General features: G+C 38.1%; 22 protein-coding genes and 1 other annotated feature. Of the genes, 4 read left to right on the top strand and 18 right to left on the bottom strand.

Annotated elements, in window-relative coordinates; genetic code table 11:
- Positions 1–10: 10 nt before the first annotated feature.
- The 5 genes from BMZ99_RS22380 to BMZ99_RS22360 all read right to left on the bottom strand — a co-directional run bounded on the left by BMZ99_RS22380 (position 11) and on the right by BMZ99_RS22360 (position 4,338).
- Positions 11–637 (bottom strand): cytochrome c biogenesis protein, encoded by a 627-nt coding sequence (locus BMZ99_RS22380; RefSeq protein ID WP_090943141.1) that lies wholly within the window; start codon positions 635–637, stop codon positions 11–13.
- A gap of 15 nt (positions 638–652) precedes the next feature.
- On the bottom strand, positions 653–1,330 hold the full coding sequence (locus BMZ99_RS22375) for a heme exporter protein CcmB (protein ID WP_090943138.1): 678 nt from the start codon (positions 1,328–1,330) through the stop codon (positions 653–655).
- Positions 1,302–1,928: a heme ABC exporter ATP-binding protein CcmA gene (gene ccmA / locus BMZ99_RS22370; protein ID WP_090943136.1), complete on the bottom strand. Its 627-nt coding sequence runs from the start codon at positions 1,926–1,928 to the stop codon at positions 1,302–1,304. Before ccmA ends, BMZ99_RS22375 begins: the two co-directional genes overlap by 29 nt.
- Positions 1,929–2,017: 89 nt before the next feature.
- Positions 2,018–2,704, bottom strand: a complete 687-nt coding sequence (locus BMZ99_RS22365) for a response regulator transcription factor (RefSeq protein WP_090943134.1) — start codon at positions 2,702–2,704, stop codon at positions 2,018–2,020.
- A complete protein-coding gene (locus BMZ99_RS22360) occupies positions 2,683–4,338 on the bottom strand; it encodes a c-type heme family protein (RefSeq protein ID WP_090943164.1) in 1,656 nt (551 codons plus the stop codon). Before BMZ99_RS22360 ends, BMZ99_RS22365 begins: the two co-directional genes overlap by 22 nt.
- A 188-nt stretch (positions 4,339–4,526) precedes the next feature.
- Here BMZ99_RS22360 and BMZ99_RS22355 point away from each other — a divergent pair, with 188 nt between their 5' ends.
- Positions 4,527–6,146: a GDSL-type esterase/lipase family protein gene (locus tag BMZ99_RS22355; protein ID WP_090943132.1), complete on the top strand. Its 1,620-nt coding sequence runs from the start codon at positions 4,527–4,529 to the stop codon at positions 6,144–6,146.
- A 40-nt stretch (positions 6,147–6,186) separates the two neighbouring features.
- Here BMZ99_RS22355 and BMZ99_RS22350 read toward each other — a convergent pair whose 3' ends face one another.
- From BMZ99_RS22350 to BMZ99_RS22340, 3 genes are all read right to left on the bottom strand, one after another.
- The gene (locus BMZ99_RS22350; RefSeq protein WP_090943130.1) at positions 6,187–7,068 is read right to left on the bottom strand and encodes a prephenate dehydrogenase; all 882 of its coding nucleotides are present in this window, start codon (positions 7,066–7,068) and stop codon (positions 6,187–6,189) included.
- A complete protein-coding gene (gene aroF, locus BMZ99_RS22345; protein WP_090943128.1) occupies positions 7,065–8,081 on the bottom strand; it encodes a 3-deoxy-7-phosphoheptulonate synthase in 1,017 nt (338 codons plus the stop codon). The genes BMZ99_RS22350 and aroF overlap by 4 nt, the downstream gene beginning before the upstream one ends.
- Positions 8,082–8,207: 126 nt before the next feature.
- Positions 8,208–8,455, bottom strand: a binding site (T-box leader).
- An 81-nt stretch (positions 8,456–8,536) separates the two neighbouring features.
- Complete coding sequence (locus tag BMZ99_RS22340) at positions 8,537–9,196, bottom strand: C40 family peptidase (protein WP_245755115.1); 660 nt, start codon at positions 9,194–9,196, stop codon at positions 8,537–8,539.
- A gap of 222 nt (positions 9,197–9,418) precedes the next feature.
- Here BMZ99_RS22340 and BMZ99_RS22335 point away from each other — a divergent pair, with 222 nt between their 5' ends.
- Positions 9,419–10,090 (top strand): metal-dependent hydrolase, encoded by a 672-nt coding sequence (locus BMZ99_RS22335; RefSeq protein ID WP_090943124.1) that lies wholly within the window; start codon positions 9,419–9,421, stop codon positions 10,088–10,090.
- Between the two features lie 115 nt (positions 10,091–10,205).
- On the opposite strand, the gene BMZ99_RS22330 is transcribed toward BMZ99_RS22335, so the two are convergent.
- The 7 genes from BMZ99_RS22330 to BMZ99_RS22300 all read right to left on the bottom strand — a co-directional run bounded on the left by BMZ99_RS22330 (position 10,206) and on the right by BMZ99_RS22300 (position 16,396).
- Positions 10,206–11,762 carry an ABC-F family ATP-binding cassette domain-containing protein gene (locus tag BMZ99_RS22330; protein WP_090943122.1) on the bottom strand — a complete coding sequence of 519 codons (1,557 nt, stop codon included), beginning with the start codon at positions 11,760–11,762 and terminating at the stop codon, positions 10,206–10,208.
- A 172-nt stretch (positions 11,763–11,934) separates the two neighbouring features.
- Entirely contained in the window at positions 11,935–12,186 is a 252-nt protein-coding gene (locus BMZ99_RS22325) for a GIY-YIG nuclease family protein (protein ID WP_090943120.1), read from the bottom strand.
- 10 nt (positions 12,187–12,196) lie between these two features.
- The gene (locus tag BMZ99_RS22320) at positions 12,197–12,802 is read right to left on the bottom strand and encodes a peptidylprolyl isomerase (protein WP_090943118.1); all 606 of its coding nucleotides are present in this window, start codon (positions 12,800–12,802) and stop codon (positions 12,197–12,199) included.
- A 62-nt stretch (positions 12,803–12,864) separates the two neighbouring features.
- On the bottom strand, positions 12,865–13,497 hold the full coding sequence (nth, locus tag BMZ99_RS22315; protein ID WP_090943116.1) for an endonuclease III: 633 nt from the start codon (positions 13,495–13,497) through the stop codon (positions 12,865–12,867).
- 145 nt (positions 13,498–13,642) lie between these two features.
- Entirely contained in the window at positions 13,643–15,001 is a 1,359-nt protein-coding gene (locus BMZ99_RS22310; protein ID WP_090943114.1) for a PFL family protein, read from the bottom strand.
- A gap of 17 nt (positions 15,002–15,018) precedes the next feature.
- Complete coding sequence (locus BMZ99_RS22305) at positions 15,019–15,288, bottom strand: ACT domain-containing protein (protein WP_090943112.1); 270 nt, start codon at positions 15,286–15,288, stop codon at positions 15,019–15,021.
- Positions 15,289–15,484: 196 nt separating this feature from the next.
- A complete protein-coding gene (locus tag BMZ99_RS22300) occupies positions 15,485–16,396 on the bottom strand; it encodes an NAD(P)/FAD-dependent oxidoreductase (protein ID WP_090943110.1) in 912 nt (303 codons plus the stop codon).
- Between the two features lie 126 nt (positions 16,397–16,522).
- Between BMZ99_RS22300 and BMZ99_RS22295 the strand changes: the two genes are divergently transcribed.
- Positions 16,523–16,732: a DUF896 domain-containing protein gene (locus BMZ99_RS22295; protein WP_090943108.1), complete on the top strand. Its 210-nt coding sequence runs from the start codon at positions 16,523–16,525 to the stop codon at positions 16,730–16,732.
- Positions 16,733–16,797: 65 nt separating this feature from the next.
- Here the strand turns inward: BMZ99_RS22295 and BMZ99_RS22290 are convergent, their stop codons facing one another.
- On the bottom strand, positions 16,798–17,184 hold the full coding sequence (locus tag BMZ99_RS22290; protein ID WP_090943106.1) for a DUF1540 domain-containing protein: 387 nt from the start codon (positions 17,182–17,184) through the stop codon (positions 16,798–16,800).
- Positions 17,185–17,329: 145 nt separating this feature from the next.
- Positions 17,330–17,548 (bottom strand): hypothetical protein, encoded by a 219-nt coding sequence (locus tag BMZ99_RS22285; protein ID WP_090943104.1) that lies wholly within the window; start codon positions 17,546–17,548, stop codon positions 17,330–17,332.
- A 123-nt stretch (positions 17,549–17,671) separates the two neighbouring features.
- On the opposite strand from BMZ99_RS22285, the gene BMZ99_RS22280 reads away from it, so the two are divergent.
- Complete coding sequence (locus tag BMZ99_RS22280) at positions 17,672–19,942, top strand: diguanylate cyclase (RefSeq protein ID WP_090943102.1); 2,271 nt, start codon at positions 17,672–17,674, stop codon at positions 19,940–19,942.
- A gap of 197 nt (positions 19,943–20,139) precedes the next feature.
- Here BMZ99_RS22280 and BMZ99_RS22275 read toward each other — a convergent pair whose 3' ends face one another.
- Complete coding sequence (locus BMZ99_RS22275; RefSeq protein ID WP_139214823.1) at positions 20,140–20,289, bottom strand: transposase; 150 nt, start codon at positions 20,287–20,289, stop codon at positions 20,140–20,142.
- Positions 20,290–20,291: the final 2 nt, after the last annotated feature.

Raw genomic sequence — 20,291 nt, 5'->3', positions numbered from 1 at the left:
AGATCCCCACTTAAAATGATTTTTGTTTGTTTTGTACCATATAGCTGAAGCACTGCCAAAATAGTGCTGTACATGCCCCAACAGCCGCTAAAAGTACATATATCATGATCATATCCATTTCTAACTTACCAGCACTATTAATCACCGGCTCAGGATGCAATGAGAAATAAAAGCGTGGAATGATAAACACTAAGAATGGCACCGTTAAGAAAGAAAGCAAAGCATAGACAGCAGATACTTTGGCTCGATCTTTCTCTTCTTGAATGGAAGATCGCAATACTAAATAAGCTCCATATATAAGCAACAAAATAAAAATAGATGTTTGTCGCGGATCCCAATTCCAATAAGCGCCCCAAGTAAGTTTTGCAAAAATAGCACCGCTTATTGTTGCTAACAAACAAAACAGTAATCCTAAACTGGCGGCTGCTGAACTTTTCCAGTCATATTGTATATCTCGTGTACGCAAATATTGTACAGACCAGCCAGCAGACAACAAAAAAGCTAAAACCGATACCCAGGCAACTGGTATATGAAAAAAAGCAATTCTCACCAAATTACCCAATCCTTCTGCCGGCGGTACAATGTATAATACAGCGTATATCACACTCATAATCCATAAAGATAAGACAATCCTCATTACAATCCCCCCAAATCAGTCGTACCAAAGATAATCGAACAAGATGGATGATGCAATCATCAATACCACATTATAGGCTGCCATAAACATGATGTCAGATACATCGGGCTTAACATTCATTAGTATCTTAGCTGTAGTACTAATACTACTTAAAAATTGAGGTAATAATATAGGAAACGTCATTACCGTAAATAATGCATGTTTCCCTTGGGTCTTAGCTACCATAGCAGCAGTAACGGTGCTGGCAGCTGCAATGCCAATATCACCCAAAATCAGAACCAATAAGAATATTGACCAATGATAAATTTCGATATTCAAGAAAACGATAAATAATGGAATGATTAAAACCGTCAGAGTCAATAGCATAAAAGTATTAAATAATAACTTACCAAATAGTACAGCTTGCCCTGACCCATAAATTTGCAGTGCTAAGATAGTACCTGACTCTTGTTCTTGAACAAAAACTCTTGATAAGCCTGCCATAGCACAAAAAAACAATAGTATCCACAATAAAGCTGCTGTAAGATCCTCGGGTAATCTTGCTGCACCAATGGCCATGCTGATGCTGGCTAAAGATATTAAAGCAAACATCAATAATGCACTCACAGCATAACGGGTTCTAAACTCGCAGATTCCATCTTTCATCATAATTGCCCAAATACGATTAAACAAGCTCAATCTTGTAATCGGCATGTTCCGCCTCCCATGGCTCATTTGTAGCAATAATGATTGTGGCATTCTGTTCCAGCCCTCTGCCAATCATTTGAGCTATGAGCTTTTTCCCATCAGCATCTAAATTGGAGGAAGGCTCATCCAATAGCCATAACCCGGGCTGAATCGCCAGCATAAGAGCAAACTTTAGACGCTGCCGCATTCCTGTAGAATAGGTACGCACTAATTGCTCCTTATCATTTGCCAAGCCAACCCTTCGGCAATATTCTTCTATCATTTGTTGATTGCATTCTATTCCACACAAACGAGTAAAAAACAATATATTTTCATAGCCTGTTAAATCAGCATATAATATAATCTCAGGAGAAATAAGCCCCAAACTGCCCCGACGCTCCTCCGCATCCAATTGCTTATTGTTGCTTATAATCTGTATTGCACCTGTCGTTGGCTGATTAAGACCTGCAATTATTTTTAGCAAGGTTGATTTCCCTGAACCATTGGGTCCCGTAATGGCTAAGCACTGACCAGCGTTTATTACAAGATTAATTCCCGTAAATAAATACCGGGTGCCGATTTTCTTGCTGACATCCACCAGATTTACACTGATATCTCGATACATGGCTATGGTCCTCCTACCTTCTACCGGAGCTACGCTTTTATCATACTATAACTTACTTACATCCAGCTTACAAAACTATTACAAAATGATTACATTTGAAATTTATAGCCTACACCCCATACAGTTTTAATATAAAGCGGCTTAGATGGATCTGGTTCAATTTTTTCTCGTAAGCGTCGCATGTGAACCGTAACGGTGTTCTCATCACCATGGTAATCACTATGCCAAATTTTATTAAGCAATTGTTTTCTGGTAAAGACTTGCTTTGGATTACTTGCTAAGAGCCATAACAGCTCAAATTCTTTAGTAGTTAGTTCTATAATTTCTGAATCAATATTTACGGACCTAGCCTTACTATCAATTCGTAGATTGCCAGATACTATGCTTCCATTCTTCTCTTGCTTCTTCCCTTTCGATCGACGAAGTACTGCCTGTACTCGCAGTACTAGCTCCGTTGGACTAAAAGGCTTTGCAATATAATCATCAACACCCATTCTAAAGCCCGCAATACGATCTAATTCATCACCTTTTGCAGATAAAATAACAACAGACATATCATACTCTGCAATCAAAATACTACTAACATCTAAACCGTTAATCTTTGGCAGCATTAAATCAAGCACCACTAAATCAGGCTGTTCTCGCTTTGCCGCCGCTAATGCCTCTTCACCATCCATAGCCATTACAACCATATAGCCTTCCCGTTCAAAACAATGCTTAAGAATTTTTAGTATTTTATCATCATCATCAACAATTAGTATTTTTTCGTTGTACATATGTAACCTCCGCTTCCAACAATCGGCAAAGTAAACGTAAAAATGCTTCCTTCGCCAATTGTACTTTCCACTCTGATTTCTCCTCCATGCAGTTGAACAAAATTTTTGGCTAAAGCAAGACCTAATCCACTCCCCATATATTCTCGTTCACCTTGACTGCCAGCCTGTTTAAATTTTTCAAAAATATAACCTTGTTCTTCTTCACTGATACCAATGCCCGTATCCTTCACGGCTATCTCAAGATATGACTCCTGTTTTTCATGAATGACCTCTGCTTCAATGCTAATAAAGCCTTGACTAGGTGTAAATTTCACAGCATTACCAATGAGGTTTTTGATAATATGGCTTACTTTATCATGATCAGCCATGATTATGGGTACAGCAGAATTAATGTTAATATGAAACTGAAGCTTTTTTTTAAGCAGTAACGGTGAGATAATACGAGTAATTCCATTAATGATCTCTCTAATATCTGTAGGCCGCCTGTCTAACCGGATTAAACCAGCTTCAATTTTGGACATATCCAAAATATCATTGATCTGACTTAGTAATTGATGAGAACTTTCAAAGATATCTTCTAAATATTCTCGTTGCTGACTGCTTAAATTTTCTTCGTATAACAATATTTCGCTAAATGCAATGATAGCAGTTAAAGGCGTTCGTAGTTCATGGCTCATCACTGCTAAAAATTCTGACTTGAGTTGATCAGCTTGGCTGAGCTTGTCATTCATAGCCCGCAGTGCAGCACCTTGTGCAAGCAACTGTAGGTTGGCTTCTTGCAGCAGATGAGTTCGCTCATTAACTTTTTGCTCTAATTCACTATAAAAATATTGAATTTTATCTGCCATTGTATTAAAAGCTTCCACAAAAGATTTCATTTCATCATAAGTGTGGATAGCAACCAATTTCGTTTCCAATTGGCCATCTCCTATGGATGTCACCTTCTCAGTAAGTTCTTGAATTGGCATTATTACAATGTGCTCCATTAAAATATAAATCAGCCCGATGATGGCTAAAACCATAAACACAATAAACAATAATTGACTCATAATATAGCTTCTCTGGTTTGTTTCGTAAGTAGTCATTGGAACGATAATACTAATGGCTCCAGCAAAATCACCCACTGTAAATCCCTCTTTCAGATTTCCTGAAAGATCTTGACCACCTGCCGGTTTGCCATGACAAGACATGCAACTTTCATCATAATATAAAGGAGTAAAATAACGAAAAACTCTTTCTCCATCATGCATGTCATATCCCCACACTGCTTGAAGTTCTGAGTTGGCGGCCAATATTTTCATCTTTTCAACTTCAAAACTATCAGGAGCATTTTCTGGAGCACGAACGACAAAGCGCGTTTGTTTGATTTTATAGCCAGAAGATTGATTGAAAAAATCGCCAACCTCTTTTCCTACTGCTGCTGGGTTTAGATGTTTAAATTCATAATGTCCCTGTGAATCCGAATTGATCTCATCTTGTCTGAGAGCAATAACAGAGCGAATCGCAATAAGCTGCCTGGAGACCACTGCTGCTTTTTCACGCATTTCTTCCTCAGCTTGACTGCTGTATTGATGAATATTCCATAATAAATTTATTGTCATCAGCACTGTTACCACAACAGCGATACTCAACATAAATCGTATACTAAGACTATTTTTTATAAGCATCTCATCCAACTTTCCCCTATTTTCAACATTTCAATTTACAATACAATTCGCATAATTTTCTGTAAATCCTTCCAAAATCATCATCATTAGCCATGAATCAACATTTATGGTAAAATTGACATCATGATGTCTAGATCAATAAGCAGGTGTTTAATATGAAACGATTATTATTTTTAATCGTCATACTGACGATTCTATTATTTTTTATTGAAAATAGTGATCAGATCGGATTACTTAATTATAAACCAACCGTAGAGATTACTAATGAAGAAGATAACTATACACTAATTTGGTCACCAATATCGTACTTCACCTATTATGAGGTAGAAATTGTAAACCAAATTCCAGAGAAAGCTCAAGATTCTTCCAATAAAGTACCTCGTCATCTAATTATAAAATATCGCACTTTTGAAAATTCTATTACAATTCGTCAGAACTTTCCAGAAAGCGCTTATCTCAGAGTGTCGGCACATAGCTTATTTCATCATCCTTTAGGTTCATATTCTGACTTTATCCCAATAACAAAAACTGGTACAGGCCAGGAAGCAGTGCAAAATAGACCCCGCTCTTTGATACATTATCCCATTCATGCTCCTGCTTCTAATTTTCCGTTATTAATGTGGACTCCACTCCAAGGAGCTGTCTACTATGAAATCGAATTTTTAAGCGCTCCACCCGAAAATCCAAATGATATATTTCTTTCCCGCTACCAGATATTTGCCTCACGAGAAGTGTTTACAAATGGTTATAGCATCAATCTATCCACCTTCCCTAATGATCATATTTTTTGGCGAGTTCGAGCTCTCGATTATGCAGGAAATCCACTCGGCGTATTTTCTGATGTTTTCGAAATCCATATTGATCATTCGTTATCTACAAACCTAAAGCCCGTCTCGAATACTGGCTATAAGGCTGCCAACATGCCAGTACCTCTCTATCCCGTGTTTTCATGGATTCCCATTACTGGAGCCACCTCTTATGAAATTGAATTAACCTCAGCACCTCCCGAAAATCCCAATGGGACACAGCCATCTCGTCATCGCCTTAGACAACAAATTGTTACTATGGGTTCAGATTACTACGATGAAACACCTTTGGTGACCCCTGGCACCTATTATTGGCGTGTTCGCGGCTTAGATGAAAGTGGTATGGCAGTTGGTGTATATTCGAATGCAGAATCCTTTATTGTCGACCGCTCACCAGGCAAATACGCAGCTACTTTAGGTGATAGTATCACTCATGGTGGTGGTGCTGTTTCCTATTCACCAGCTGATATCGAATATAGTTTCCAAAATTATTTATCCTTTCCCACTATAAATTTAGGTAAAAGTGGTGATACTTCCGCTTCTATGTTAAGCCGATTTGATGCAGATGTACTGCCATATCATCCTATGTTTCTAATTATTATGGGAGGCACAAATAGTTTGCGTGGAGGTGTACCCGGAAGTCAAGTTGTCAAAGAACTGAGTGCGATTCGTGATAAATGCTTAGTTCATGGCATTCGACCAATTTTTCTTACATTGCCACCGATTAATCCTCAGGCTATTCAGCAGGTCTTTAATGAAGAGACTGTACCGGAGTGGCAAAAAGAATTTGCTGTCGTAAATCACTTTATTCGCCAACAAAGGTACTACATTGACCTTGAACCTTATTTTGCAGATGAAAATCAGACCTTGCCCCTTCGCTACGCCACAGATGGGCTGCATCTAGATATCGAAGGAAAAAAACTAATGGCACAAATTATTAATGCCAACTGGGCTGCCGTTACGCAATAATTTAAAAAACTACAATAGAAGAAACAGGCTCCCATGCCTTTTAAACGACATGGGAGTCTGTTTCTTCTATTAAAATGTCCCTACGAACTTTCGCTCTTTTAAAAAAATGATGTATGGCTGGCCGGTCCGCCTTTTCTACTGCTTGAATCATTTCATCCAGCAGTTCTTTCACCTGCAACAGGCTTTGGGTAATAGGCTGAGAGTTAGTCAAACAGATGTCTGCCCACATATCGGCATTAGAGGAAGCAATACGAGTCGTATCACGAAATCCGCCACCTACTAATTTAAAACTTTCCTCCAAAGTTGGGTATTTCCCTAAGAGATTCACAAGAGCAGCAGCCACTACATGCGGAATATGGCTAATGATTGCCGCACATTGATCATGATCGGCCAATTCCATTGTAGTAATCCTAGCTCCTGTCCAGGTAAGTATCTGAGAGATGATTGCAACAGCCTCAGGAGAGGTAGAGGCCTCAGGGATTAGAATATACCATTTATCATTAAATAATCCTTGATCCGCTGCCATAATACCACTTCGCTCAATCCCCGTCATCGGATGCCCACTCACATAATGAATACCAGTAGGCATCATGCCAAGCAATTTTTCTGCTAAGAACCCTTTCGTACTACCTACATCCGTTAAAATTCCTCCAACTTTTACATAGGGCAAAATTTGTTCAACAATCGGTATGATTTGAAGTACAGGAGTACATAAAAAGATAATATCGGCATGTTCTACTCCCTTTTTCCAATCATTCGTACTGTAATCTACAGCACCGCGCTGTACAGCAAGTTCTAACGTTTTCGGATCATGGTCAACCCCTGTTATTCTTACCTCTTCCCCGCACTGCTTTTTCAGTGCTAAGCCAAGAGAGCCTCCAATTAGCCCTAAGCCAATGATTGCAATACGCTTTATTTTCATGTCATAACCTTCCCCATTACCTTGGCAATTATTTTCACTTCTTGCATCATTAGTTCAAAATTCTCCGGAGTTAACGATTGCTTCCCATCTGATAAGGCTTCTGCAGGATTAGGATGAACCTCAACCATAAGTCCATCAGCACCAGCAGCAATACCAGCTCTGGCCATAGGACGCACTAATTTCCAGCGACCTGTACCATGGCTAGGATCTACGATAATCGGTAGATGGCTAATGTCTTTTACTGCCGCCACTGCACTTAAGTCCAATGTATTTCGCGTATATTCTTCATAAGTTCGAATACCGCGTTCACACAATACTACATTGTAATTTCCTTCACTCATAATATATTCCGCAGCATTCAACCATTCATTAATGGTTGCCGATAAGCCACGCTTTAATAATACAGGCTTATTGGTTTTTCCTACTGTCTTGAGCAACTGGAAATTTTGCATATTGCGTGAGCCGATTTGCAGCATGTCAGCATAAGCACTGACAACAGGCACTGACTCAGCATCCACAACTTCAGTGACGATTTTCAGCCCTGTTTTTTCCCTCGCTTCCGCCAACATTTTCAAGCCGTCTTCCTCCAATCCTTGAAAAGCATAAGGAGAGGTACGAGGCTTATACGCTCCTCCGCGTAAAAATTGTGCACCTGCTTCTTTGACAATAAAGGCAGACTGCAATAGCTGATCCCGGCTTTCAACTGCACAGGGTCCAGCCATAACTGCTAAATGATTCCCCCCAATCAAAATACCGCTAACATCTACAACCGTATCTTCCTGCTTAAATTCACGACTAACTAACTTATAATCGACAGTCACAGCTACTGTTTTTTCCACACCATCCATTGCCTCTATCGGTAATTGAGCAATCAACTGTTTATTACCAATAATTCCAATGATCGTACGAGTCGCGCCTTCTGACAAATGAACCTTTAAACCTAATGCCGCTAGCTTATTCATTATTACATGTACTTGTTCTTGCGTTGCTTCTGGTTCCATTACAATAATCATAATTCTATATCCCCTCTACATTTTTTTAATTTACACCACAAATTTAATAAGTGGCGATGAGGTTGTACTTATATAATTTAGCTTAACCACTTCCTCCTTAAATAAATAAAAAACACCTCATCCCTATACAGGGACGAGATGCTATTGCTCGTTGTACCACCCTGCTTGCATTGCAAGCCGATTACTCTTCAAGTACGAGGCAATTAACCTGATACTCTAGCCTCTAATAACGGTGGCATTCCGGCACGGTCTACTTGTTACCTTTCAACCTGCTACTCCTAGGTGTATTTCAATCAGTACATTTACCAGGTCACACCACCCCCTGGCTCTCTGAAAAATGCTGCTAATTTACTTATCCTATTCATCATATTTACAAATCTTTATTTGATTTAATGATAATATAACAAAACTTTACATCTCTGTCAAGCATTCAAGGACATTTTTATTTTCGTTCCTCAAATAATTCGTTTTGCACCAAGATACCGTGTCTTCCAGTAACTTTCTCCTAAGTGACTGACCATGACGCCATGGCTGGATGCATGAATAAATTTACCCTGTTCTAAATAAATGCCACAATGAGAAGCACCTTTTTCATAGGTACTAAAAAAAACTAAATCGCCTTGCTTAAGTTCCTTTTGCGTTATTGCTTTCCCCACCTTATACTGCTCATCTGCAGCCCGAGGCAAAGTTACTTTCTTTTGACCAAATACATATTGAACAAAACCGGAACAATCAAACCCTTTGGGACTAGTACCGCCAAACTTATACGGTACGCCTACATAGTTTTTAGCTGTATCCGTTATCTGTTTTGCCTTATCTTGCACTTTTTCATTACTTACTTTTAAATTTTTCCCCATTAATATATAATAGGTTCTATTCTCAACAATACCGTCAGATTTGAGTTTTTGCCGTTTTTGAAAATTCCGAACAGCTTTCGTTGTCTCTGTTGAAAATTTTCCATCAATCTTAGTAATTTTATAACCTTTTTCTTTTAGCTTCATTTGTATGGCTGCAATTTCATTTCCTTGATCACCCTCTTTGAATTGATTGTCAGCAGCATATGCAAATAACGGCATTATAGAAAATAAAAGACCAAATAACAACCCTCTTGTCATAATTCTCACTTAGTCATTCCTCCGTTCTTTCCAACTACTCACATATTTCGGTAAATACTGCTAAAATCCTGCAATTGCATAATTATCATAGTGAAATCTAGACTCTTCTATTGGGTGAAGCAAAGAGCTGATTTAAACTTTACGTAATTTGATCCTCCCTTATTGATTTTCTTTAAAAGTTCCTTGTATACTATCAATAAGAGAAAATAACAGGAGGCTACTATGATTACATTAAAATTTCACGGTCACGCTTGCTTTCAACTTACCTATAAACAAATTTCTATTGTATTTGATCCTTTTTTTACTGGCAATCCAAAGGCAACCCTATCGCCAGACGAAATAAACTGCAGCTATATTCTAACTTCCCACGGCCACGACGATCATTTAGGTGACACTGTCACAATTGCTCAACGCACAGGCGCAACTGTCATCGCCACCGCTGAAATAGCTAAATTCTGTAATGAACAAGGCTGTACTACTCATGCTATGCATATTGGCGGCAAACATCCTTTCGATTTCGGTTATGTGCGAATCACTCCTGCTTTCCACGGTTCAGGTATACCAGGAGGTCATGCCTGTGGTTTTATTGTCAACTTTTTCGATAAGACCATTTATTTTGCCGGTGATACAAGTATCTTTGGCGACATGGCATTGCTTGGACGTTTAGAAAAAATTGATTATGCCTTACTGCCAATTGGTGACAACTACACCATGGGACCATCAGATGCTGCTGAAGCTGTTAATTTATTAAAACCTGGCAATGTTATACCTATGCACTACAACACTTGGCCTCTCATTGCCCAGGACCCATCAACCTTTAAAACTGATGTAGAAGAGCGCTTTAAGATTCCCGTACATATCATTAATCCGAATGAAGAGATTACATTACTTTAAAAATTAAATCAGCAAACTACAAAAACGTGAAGATATGTGAAGTCAGCATTTTATTTTGTAGTTCATAATGTATAAAAAGTCGCTCCTCGTGTAAGGAGCGACTTTTATTACACCATTATATAACTTTTGTAGTCCAATCTTCAACGTTCCAAATATGTGTTACCCAGTCTTCATAGAAGTCTGGTTCATGAGATACCAACAAAACAGTTCCTTTAAATTCAGCGAGAGCTTTTTTCAGCTCTGCTTTGGCATCTACATCCAAGTGATTGGTCGGTTCATCTAATACGAGCCAGTTTGCTTCCGTCAGCATTAACTTACACAATCGTACTTTTGCATTTTCACCACCACTTAATACCATCATCTGGCTGGTGATATGATCATTCGTCAATCCACAGCGAGCTAACGCCTGACGTACTTCAAAGTGGCTTAGACCAGGATATTCTTGCCAGACTTCTTCCATAGCAGTGTTGTTATTATGACGATTCGATTCTTGTTCAAAATAACTTGCATGCAGGTTATCGCCAAGTTCTACCTTGCCTGCTACTGGCTGAATTTTTCCCAAGATCGTTTTTAAAAGAGTCGTTTTTCCTAAACCATTGACACCACGAATTGCTACCTTCTGCCCCCGCTCTAATTGAAATGTAACAGGTCTCGTCAACGGTTCATCATAGCCTAATACTAAATCCTCAGCCTCAACAATCATGCGGCTTGGCGTTCTTGCTTCTTTAAAACGAAAAGTTGCTTTAGGTTTCTCCCTCGGCTTTTCCAATACTTCCATTTTATCCAATTGTTTCTGTCGGCTTTTTGCCCGTCCAGTAGTAGAGATACGAGCTTTATTACGAGAAATAAAGTCCTCTAATCGGTCAATTTCTTGCTGCTGCCGTTCATAGGCTTTTGACTCTTGCCCTTTACGTATATTGTATAATTGTTGAAATTGCTCATAATCTCCTGTATAGCGCGTCAATATTGTATTTTCCACATGATAAATAACATTTACAACTTCGTTTAAGAAGGGAATATCATGAGAGACTAAGATAAAGCTATTCTCATATTCTTTTAAATATCGCTTTAGCCATTCAATATGCTCTACATCCAAATAGTTGGTAGGCTCATCTAAGAGCAAAATAGTTGGATTCTGCAATAATAATTTTGTTAATAATACCTTTGTTCTTTGCCCGCCGCTTAAATCAGCTACATCTCGATCAAGACCGATTTCAGCCAATCCTAAACCATTTGCGACTTCAAGGATTTTAGCATCAATCATATAGAAACCATTTGTTTCTAAAATGGTCTGAATCTCGCCTACATCTTCCATCATCTTATCTAGCTCTGCAGGTGATGCATCACCCATGTTATCATAAATCCCCAGCATTTCAGCTTCCAGATCAAACATTCCTTGAAAAGCTTCCCGCAGTGCTTCTCGGATAGTTTTTCCTTTACTCAATACTGTATGCTGATCCAAATACCCCACGGTTACTCGATTCGACCATTCTACCTTACCTTCATCAGGCATTAATTGTCCTGTAATAATATTTAAGAAGGTAGATTTCCCTTCACCATTTGCTCCAATTAATCCAACATGTTCGCCTTTTAATAAACGAAAAGATGCATTTTCTAGTATTTGTCTGCCGCCAAATCCGTGGGTTACATTTTCTACTGTTAATACGCTCAATCTATTCACCTGCATTGTTTAAATTTTTCTTTTAACTTTTTTCGATATGTTTATTATTGTAGCTTGTAAAACCTACTGTGTCAAAATCAATACTCTATTCAACCACAAAAACGCAACGGCATGCAATGTTTACACACCTTTGCGTCCTTGCCATTCATAGTTTTCTCATTGGCTAACTATTGACAAATTCACGTATTAAATCCAGCTTTTTACATCGAGACATTTTTTTTATTCTTGCTTCACGTTTTTGTGCCGTACTTTGATTTTCTTGGGATTCCCAATAAACGAGAGAGACTGGTACACGGCTGCTGGTATATTTAGCACCAAGTCCCTCATTATGGGCCGCAAGTCGTTTCTCCAAATCGACTGTCCAACCAGTATATAAAGTACCATCAGCACACTGAACAATATATGTATATGGCATGGCTACTCTATTACGGCTGCTCAATGGTAATTTTTTTAATGATAACATCTTCTGCCGGTTTATCATTTGCCCCAACTTTAACCTTGCCAATTGCTTGAACAACCTCTAAACCAGCCGTAACTTTACCAAAGACTGCATGTTTTTTATCTAACCAAGAAGTAGGTGCTAGAGTAATGAAAAATTGTGATCCGCCTGTATTCGGCCCCGCATTAGCCATAGAGAGGATACCAGCACTGTCATGTTTTAAATCAGGGTGAAACTCATCTTTAATGGTATAGCCAGGCCCTCCTGTACCGTTTCCTTTAGGATCTCCTCCCTGAATCATAAATCCATCGATAACACGATGAAAAATCAATCCATCATAGAACTTCTTATTTACCAAGTCAATAAAATTCTTAGTCGTAACAGGCGCCTTGTCTTCAAATAATTCTATTTTAAAGTCACCTTTAGAAGTCTCAAATTTAGCAATACTATTCTTTTTTGCTGTTGTCGTCTGCTTAGGCGTGCTCTCTGGAGCTGCCTGACTACCAGTATTACCATTGTTGCCAGAACACCCAGCAATTAAAAATACTTGTACAAATAAAACAAGCAGGATACTTACAATCTTTTTTGACATGATATACCTCCCGTAGTTTAAATTACCTTCCTATTATATCATCACTACAGAAAATCACAACTTTAGAGAATTTTACTTGGACACAGTCCAGCTAAAGGACAGGTATTGCATTCCGGCTTCCGCGCTTTACAAACTTTTCGGCCATGCCAAATCAACCAATGATGCGCATCGCTCCATTTATTGCGAGGTATTGCTTTCATCAACCCTTGCTCTACAGTCAAAGGGGTATCTCCTTTGGCTAATCCCAGTCGATTGGATACTCGAAATACATGAGTGTCTACAGCAATTGCCGGAATATTAAACAGTTGACTTAATACGACGTTTGCTGTTTTTCTGCCAACTCCAGGAAGAGTAATTAATTCTTCAAATGTTTCTGGAACTTTTTCATCATATTTTTGACATAAAATATCACATGTTGCCATAATATTGCGAGCTTTGCTGTGATATAATCCACAATCTCGAATATATTCCTCTAGCTTTTCTAACCCCATCTCTTTAATCTTTGTGGGCGTATTATACTCAGGAAATAAACGTTTCGTTATAATATTAACCCGTACATCGGTACATTGAGCCGATAAAACTACAGCAATCAATAATTCAAAAGGCGAAGAATAATCAAGCGCTGTGGCAGTACCTTGATAACGCTCTTCTAATATCGATAGCATTTCTTGTTTGACAGCTTTGGTTATACGCATAAATTCCTCCTATGAAAGTAGAGTTGTCCAAGATCTCACTAAAAATTCTATAAGGTACAGAATGTTATTTTTGTTATAAAAATAAGCAAAAAGATAACCCTTCCTTACTAGCTGAAAGGGTTATCTTTAATGTAAAACAATATGACTAATTTGTCAAACTGCGTATCGGTGCAGGAATTCTACCGCCTCGAGCAATAAACGTATCCGATTTAAAGGTGTTAACAGGAATAATCGGGCTATATCCCAAAAGACCACCAAATTCTACACTGTCACCAACTTTTTTTCCTGGTACAGGAATAATGCGTACAGCTGTCGTCTTATTGTTAATCATGCCAATTGCTGCTTCATCGGCAATAATACCAGAAATGGTAGAGGCAGATGTATCTCCTGCCACAGCGATCATATCAAGCCCAACTGAACAAACACAAGTCATTGCCTCTAGTTTTTCTAATGTCAAACTGCCGCGTTCTACTGCTGCAATCATTCCTGCATCTTCACTCACAGGAATAAAGGCTCCGCTTAATCCACCAACATGAGATGAGGCCATTAACCCACCCTTTTTCACTGCATCATTCAAAATTGCCAATGCCGCAGTAGTACCAGGTGCACCGCAGCTTTCTAAGCCCATCTCTTCTAAAATATGTGCAACACTATCACCAACTGCTGGTGTAGGTGCCAATGACAAATCAATAATACCAAACGGCACGCCCATGCGTTTGGAAGCCTCAAGAGCAACAAGCTGTCCTACCCTAGTAATTTTAAATGCTGTTTTCTTAATGGTTTCTGCAACCGCACTAAAATCTTGTCCTCTTACCTCTTCTAAAGCGCGTTTTACCACACCTGGACCACTTACCCCTACACTGATTACCTTTTCTGCTTCTCCTACGCCATGGAAAGCGCCAGCCATAAAAGGATTGTCTTCTGGGACATTTGCAAACACTACAAGCTTTGCACATCCTAGAGCATCACGATCACTAGTAAGTTCTGCAGTTCGCTTAATAATTTGCCCCATTTCCCGTACGCAATCCATATTAATTCCTGCCTTGGTAGAAGCAAGATTAATCGAAGAGCAGACTCGTTCTGTTTGTGCCAAGGCTTCTGGAATCGATTGGATCAAAATCCGATCCCCTTTTGTATATCCTTTTTCAACTAAAGCCGAAAAACCACCAATAAAGTTCACACCAACCGTTTTGGCCGCAGCATCTAGAGCCTGGGCCACAGGAACATAGCTATCAGTATGACAACTCTCAGCAACTATGGCAATTGGCGTCACGGAAATACGTTTATTGATAATAGGTATACCGTATTCTGCTTCAATATCTTCCCCCGTACGAACCAAATGCTCTCCTGCCCGCGTAATCTTCTCATAAATATTCTGACAGAAGATCTTTATATCAGAATGACAGCAATCTCTTAAGCTAATGCCTAATGTAATGGTACGAACATCAAAATTGTTTTGCTCAATCATCCGATTCGTTTCTAATATTTCCTGAATGGTTAACATCAACGTTCCTCCTTACCTTATATCCGATGCATGATTTGAAAAATATCTTCATGCTGCACTTTAATATCCAAACCAAGTTCATCGCCTTTTCCCTTTAAAGTCTGTTGCATATCTTTAAGACTTACTTTGCTGCTTTTCATATCCACAATCATTACCATATTGAAAAATCCATCTAAAATATTCTGATTAATATTTAAGATATTCACGCTGTTGACCGCTAAAATTTCGCTAACCATTGCTACAATTCCAACTCGATCTTGTCCCACAATTGTAATTACTGCTTTCATTTTTTCACTCTCCACACACAATATTTGAATTCTGCCTAGTTTTGTCTTTTTTGAGAATACATTTGTAATCTTTTAAAGAGATATTACTCTATTATACGGCATTTACAGCAAAAGCCAATACCTTACATTAAAATTTATATTTTCCGACAACTTAAAATTAATGGCAAGTCTTAAAATTAGACTTACCATATACTCGTTATTCTTTGTGCAGCAGATAATCATAAGCCATCAAAGCAGCTTTAGCACCATCTCCTGCTGCGATTACAATTTGTTTATCAGGACCATCCGTTATATCTCCTGCTGCATACACTCCTGGAATATTGGTTCTAGAACGACAATCGACCATAAGTTCTTTTCTCTTATTCATTCTAATTATATCTTCTACATACTCAGAATTAGGTTCTAATCCAATTTCCACAAAGACTCCATCGACAGCGATATCTTGAAGTTTTCCAGTTGCAATCTCACGGATTGTAATTTTTTCCACTACTTCATCACCATAAATGCCTTCTGATTCATAACCGAGCATTTCAATAATATTGGTAGCAACTTTCATTTTTTCAAGAATAATCGGGTCTGCAATGTAATGATTATTCCGTACCACTAGGTATACGGTATGTGCAATTTTACTAAGTTCAAGAGCTGCTTGAACCGCAGAATTGCCCCCACCTATGACTGCTACCGCCTTATTGTCAAAAAAAGGGCCATCACAAGTAGCGCAATAGCTAACTCCCCGCCCAGTAAACTCTTTCTCTCCAGGTATGTCTAGACCTCTGGGCCTTTTGCCTGTAGCTAAGATCACAGTTTTGCTTTGATATTCCTTCATTTCTGTCTTAACCAAAAAAGTATCATCTGGATTCACAACAAAGCCATTTACTTCTTCATATTGAATGTCAACAGCAAAACGTTTCACCTGTTCTTCAAACTTCCCCATAAGTTCTGGACCACTTATAAATTGATACCCCATATAATTTTCTATTTCTTTTGTCCACATGAGTTGTCCGCCAAATTCTTTTGTCAGCAATAGGGTATTCATTTTTTTGCGCGCTGCATACACTGCGGCAGTCAGTCCAGCAGGTCCACCACCTATAATAATCAAATCATACATAGATTTTCACCCTTTACGTTTTTTTCACTTTACAAATGGTAAATATAATAATAAAATTTTGTAAAATGTTATTATTTTTCTCTTAAGTAAATAATAACATAAATAGGAAGTGAGGTCTTCATTATTATGATAACACCAGAAGATATTTCAAGGATTAATGAGCTAGGACGAAAGCAAAAGGCAGGAACATTAACCGAAGAAGAAAGAACCGAACAAGCCAAGTTGCGCCGTTTGTATATTGATACGATTAAGGGACATGTTAAAACCCATTTTGATGCACAACAACCAACTAACCATTCTCCCGGTTGTTCTTGTGGTTGTGAGCATAAACACTAGATTCAAGTTTACAGGAACAAAATAAAAATGCCGAAAGCTGCCAACAGCCTTCGGCATTTTTTATTTTAGTCCTTTTTCTTGAAAGTTCTGCAATCTGTATCATCTGTTTTGGCAGCATTTACGCCAAATACATCAATTTGGGATGCATTGCAGACATTGTTCCCCTGCCAGTAACTACAGTTATTCACAAAACACTCTACCTGAGGTGTTACTTGAGTACCATCCAGAAAGGCTGCAGATATAGTCCCACCAATATTGGCATTATGCAATGCTCCTATCATATCTCCCATTGTTTTACGATCATGAAAAGACTTACATTGCGTATCTTTTACTTGTTCTGATTTTCCTGTTGCTTCTTCATTATAAATGCTAATTTTAGCTGCCATGCATTGGTCACCAGGCATATAGTGGCTGCATTGATCCACAGTACACTTTACTATGGGATTCGACATAAAATCACTCCTTCTTGTACATTCTTTTGTTTTTAATATGCTTGCAGTAACATCTCAAAACCAGCAATTTACTTATTTATTTCTGTATTAGTATCCTACTTTCTTAATTTTTTTATCCATTCAATTCATTTTAAAAAATGGATTATTATATAGAATTCAACGGTATAGCAATTCTTACATCATAACCACACTCAGCGCAATATAATATATGAATGCATTGATTTTCTATATCACTTTCCATATAAGGACTGTAGGGACCTACATAATTTTGCAGTGATCCGCCATCTAATAAAATTTCTCCGCAAATGGGGCACTGATCTTCAATCACATTTAATCCATTGCAAGCAGGACAAATTCTATCCATTGTAAAACCTCACTTACTTTATGTAGTATCACCCATCGATAAGCTCCACTGGTACATTTGTAAACTTTTAGCCAAACTGCGCATATGATAAAACAAAATCACTCTACGTAAGAGGTGACAAAAATGCTGATCATAGCTCATAATATGCTAGGAATTTTCACAATTATACTTGGAGTTATTATCTCCTTTATTACTTGGCATGGTATCAGCAAAAATGTAAATCACTACAGTTATTTAAAAGGAAAAGCCATCAGTTTTTTCATATTATGCGCCAGCATTCTAGATTTATGGCAGTTGCTTTCTTATTCCGCAAATAATCCTGCTGATACCCGATGGATTATATATTGGATGATTGCTTGTATCGTGTGGGCTTGCGCTATCTTGTACACCATACGTCTCTCACTAAAAACACCCCAGCCGACTGACACGTTCTTGTTTTACACTGCCAGTTTGTTGCTAATAGGCCTACTCACAGGGCTACTTACTAATTTCAACTTTACTTTCGACAGATTTGATACGTTACCATCATTTCTCCATATCGACAACGCAAACCATCCATTAGTTATTGCCACCTTATTGATAGCTATTAGTATTCACAGTATTTCGCTTATTATTCTACGCCGCAATTTTTCCCAGTATATAACCGGTGATTGTATGCAAATTGCCTTATTATTCAGCATTCTGTCTAACTTAGCCTATCTTTCCGACATTTCCATACAAACCAATGTATTCGCTCATCTTTGCAAATGTTTTGCCTACTATTTTATTCTGAGAGCTGTATTCAAATTCGTTATTAAACATCCTTATGAACAATTGCTTCTATTTAAAGAACAATTAGAACAATTAGCTGTTAACAATGCAGAATTATATAAAAAATCAGAGCAACAGCGCAATTTACTAGAAGATACATTATCAAAAATCGGCACGATTATTTCTTCACAACTCAATGTAAAAGATACTCTGGATGCAATCGCTGATATGGTGACTGATTTAATGCATTCTCGGCAAAGTTTAATCGGTCTATTATGTACCAATCAAACTCACATTCAGGTAGTCGCAACCCACGGAATCAATACACCACCATCTGTCATTCCATTAAATCATTGCTTGCGCGGGCAAGTAATAGCACAGAATATCGCTCTTTCTATTAATGACCTATCCCAGCATCCCGATATACAAAAACCGCAACTTATATTTTCCAGCATCCAATCCATGATTTGCGCCCCTTTAATTCACGATGGTGAAGTCATTGGAATTATTGAAGCTTATTCTTCTGACCTTAATGCTTTTAATGAAAGCGATCTTCGATTTCTAACAGCTTTAGGGCGTCATGCAGGCACAGCCATTGCTAGCGCGATGCTTTTTGAAAAGACAAAACTGCATCTTGAAGAAGAAAAATTTCTATCGGAAATATCTCAGACTACTTCAACGACTATTGATACCAATACAATTATTGAGCATTGTACATCTCATGTAATGAAAGCACTCAATGCTGACGTAGCTGTCGGTATGCTTATTGATACTGATAAAAAGAATTTTACTATTATTTCCTCGATTAATTTCAATTATAAACTTGTAAAAATGAATTTAGACTCTTATCCTGCTTTGGCAGCTTTACTCGAAACCTTTAGACCCAGCATTACAAGTGCAAATACCTTTGCTCCTTTCGCTGAACTATATGATCAAAATGCATCAAGATATATGATGGTCCTGCCAATTGCTGTAGAACAAAATCTTCTTGGATTAATACTTTTAGGATGGCAGCATTTCGTTGCCCCTGACCGTTTAAATCGCATATCTTTTGCATTTTTAATGTCCCAACAAATTGCCCTTGGTTTGGAGAAAGCTCATTTATATAACCAAATAAAATTGATGGCTCTCTCTGACAGCCTTACAGGTCTAGCAAATCGACGAAATTTTGATATGTTTTTAACTATTGAGCTAAAACGTTCAGCATCCTTAAAGCGTCCACTAAGTTTAATTATGCTTGATCTTGATAAATTTAAACGATATAACGACTCTTATGGACATCTTACTGGCGACAAATTATTAAGTCAACTTGGTCAAATTCTTCAATATAATGTACGCAATATTGATTTACCCGCACGTTATGGTGGTGAAGAGTTTAGCATTATTCTGCCTGAATGCAGTAGTAATGAAGCAAAATTTCTTGGAGAAAAATTACGCGAAATCATCGAAAATGAAAGTTTTCCTGACGATATTGGAACCACCACAGCCAAAATCACTGCCAGCTTAGGAATTGCCACTTATGATCCTGCCATTTCGGCCACTCCACCTAGTACAGAAAAAATTATTGAACTCGCCGACAAAGCACTCTATCAGGCTAAAAAAGAAGGTCGTAACCGTGTAATTACAAGTATTATCATCTCTTAATGTAGAATCAAAAAAATAATGAACAAAAAGAGGCTGTCGCAAAATGCTTTTTGAAAAAAAGCATTTTGTGGCAGCCTTCCTTTCTTGAGCAGATAAAATCCAGGCGAAAAAGAATAAACAAAGAAGCTCTTCTTCCGTTTATGCCCATAGCAAACAGAGGAAGCCTCTTCCCCAATAAAAAAGTCTATTTGTATTTGTCAGGCTGCTTTGGGAATATGCAAGTAAGTTCCACAGCGACCACTTTGAATTTTGTTGTGGAGTTTGTTTAGGTTATACCCCATGCACAGCAATAGAAACTCGGTTTGCACCTTGACGCTGCCTCTCATAAGAAAACGTCGGAAGCCCATAT

Source organism: Pelosinus propionicus DSM 13327, assembly GCF_900114615.1.
GTDB lineage: Bacteria > Bacillota > Negativicutes > DSM-13327 > DSM-13327 > Pelosinus > Pelosinus propionicus.
This window is presented reverse-complemented; position numbering and strand designations above follow the sequence as displayed.

Bases quoted from the DNA above. Each gene is read 5' to 3' on its own strand.
- BMZ99_RS22380 (WP_090943141.1), bottom strand. From the start codon at position 637: ATGAGGATTGTCTTATCTTTATGGATTATGAGTGTGATATACGCTGTA.
- BMZ99_RS22375 (WP_090943138.1), bottom strand. From the start codon at position 1,330: ATGCCGATTACAAGATTGAGCTTGTTTAATCGTATTTGGGCAATTATG.
- ccmA (WP_090943136.1), bottom strand. From the start codon at position 1,928: ATGTATCGAGATATCAGTGTAAATCTGGTGGATGTCAGCAAGAAAATC.
- BMZ99_RS22365 (WP_090943134.1), bottom strand. From the start codon at position 2,704: ATGTACAACGAAAAAATACTAATTGTTGATGATGATGATAAAATACTA.
- BMZ99_RS22360 (WP_090943164.1), bottom strand. From the start codon at position 4,338: ATGTTGAGTATCGCTGTTGTGGTAACAGTGCTGATGACAATAAATTTA.
- BMZ99_RS22355 (WP_090943132.1), top strand. From the start codon at position 4,527: ATGAAACGATTATTATTTTTAATCGTCATACTGACGATTCTATTATTT.
- BMZ99_RS22350 (WP_090943130.1), bottom strand. From the start codon at position 7,068: ATGAAAATAAAGCGTATTGCAATCATTGGCTTAGGGCTAATTGGAGGC.
- aroF (WP_090943128.1), bottom strand. From the start codon at position 8,081: ATGATTATTGTAATGGAACCAGAAGCAACGCAAGAACAAGTACATGTA.
- BMZ99_RS22340 (WP_245755115.1), bottom strand. From the start codon at position 9,196: ATGACAAGAGGGTTGTTATTTGGTCTTTTATTTTCTATAATGCCGTTA.
- BMZ99_RS22335 (WP_090943124.1), top strand. From the start codon at position 9,419: ATGATTACATTAAAATTTCACGGTCACGCTTGCTTTCAACTTACCTAT.
- BMZ99_RS22325 (WP_090943120.1), bottom strand. From the start codon at position 12,186: ATGCCATATACATATATTGTTCAGTGTGCTGATGGTACTTTATATACT.
- BMZ99_RS22320 (WP_090943118.1), bottom strand. From the start codon at position 12,802: ATGTCAAAAAAGATTGTAAGTATCCTGCTTGTTTTATTTGTACAAGTA.
- nth (WP_090943116.1), bottom strand. From the start codon at position 13,497: ATGCGTATAACCAAAGCTGTCAAACAAGAAATGCTATCGATATTAGAA.
- BMZ99_RS22310 (WP_090943114.1), bottom strand. From the start codon at position 15,001: ATGTTAACCATTCAGGAAATATTAGAAACGAATCGGATGATTGAGCAA.
- BMZ99_RS22305 (WP_090943112.1), bottom strand. From the start codon at position 15,288: ATGAAAGCAGTAATTACAATTGTGGGACAAGATCGAGTTGGAATTGTA.
- BMZ99_RS22300 (WP_090943110.1), bottom strand. From the start codon at position 16,396: ATGTATGATTTGATTATTATAGGTGGTGGACCTGCTGGACTGACTGCC.
- BMZ99_RS22295 (WP_090943108.1), top strand. From the start codon at position 16,523: ATGATAACACCAGAAGATATTTCAAGGATTAATGAGCTAGGACGAAAG.
- BMZ99_RS22290 (WP_090943106.1), bottom strand. From the start codon at position 17,184: ATGTCGAATCCCATAGTAAAGTGTACTGTGGATCAATGCAGCCACTAT.
- BMZ99_RS22285 (WP_090943104.1), bottom strand. From the start codon at position 17,548: ATGGATAGAATTTGTCCTGCTTGCAATGGATTAAATGTGATTGAAGAT.
- BMZ99_RS22280 (WP_090943102.1), top strand. From the start codon at position 17,672: ATGCTGATCATAGCTCATAATATGCTAGGAATTTTCACAATTATACTT.
- BMZ99_RS22275 (WP_139214823.1), bottom strand. From the start codon at position 20,289: ATGGGCTTCCGACGTTTTCTTATGAGAGGCAGCGTCAAGGTGCAAACC.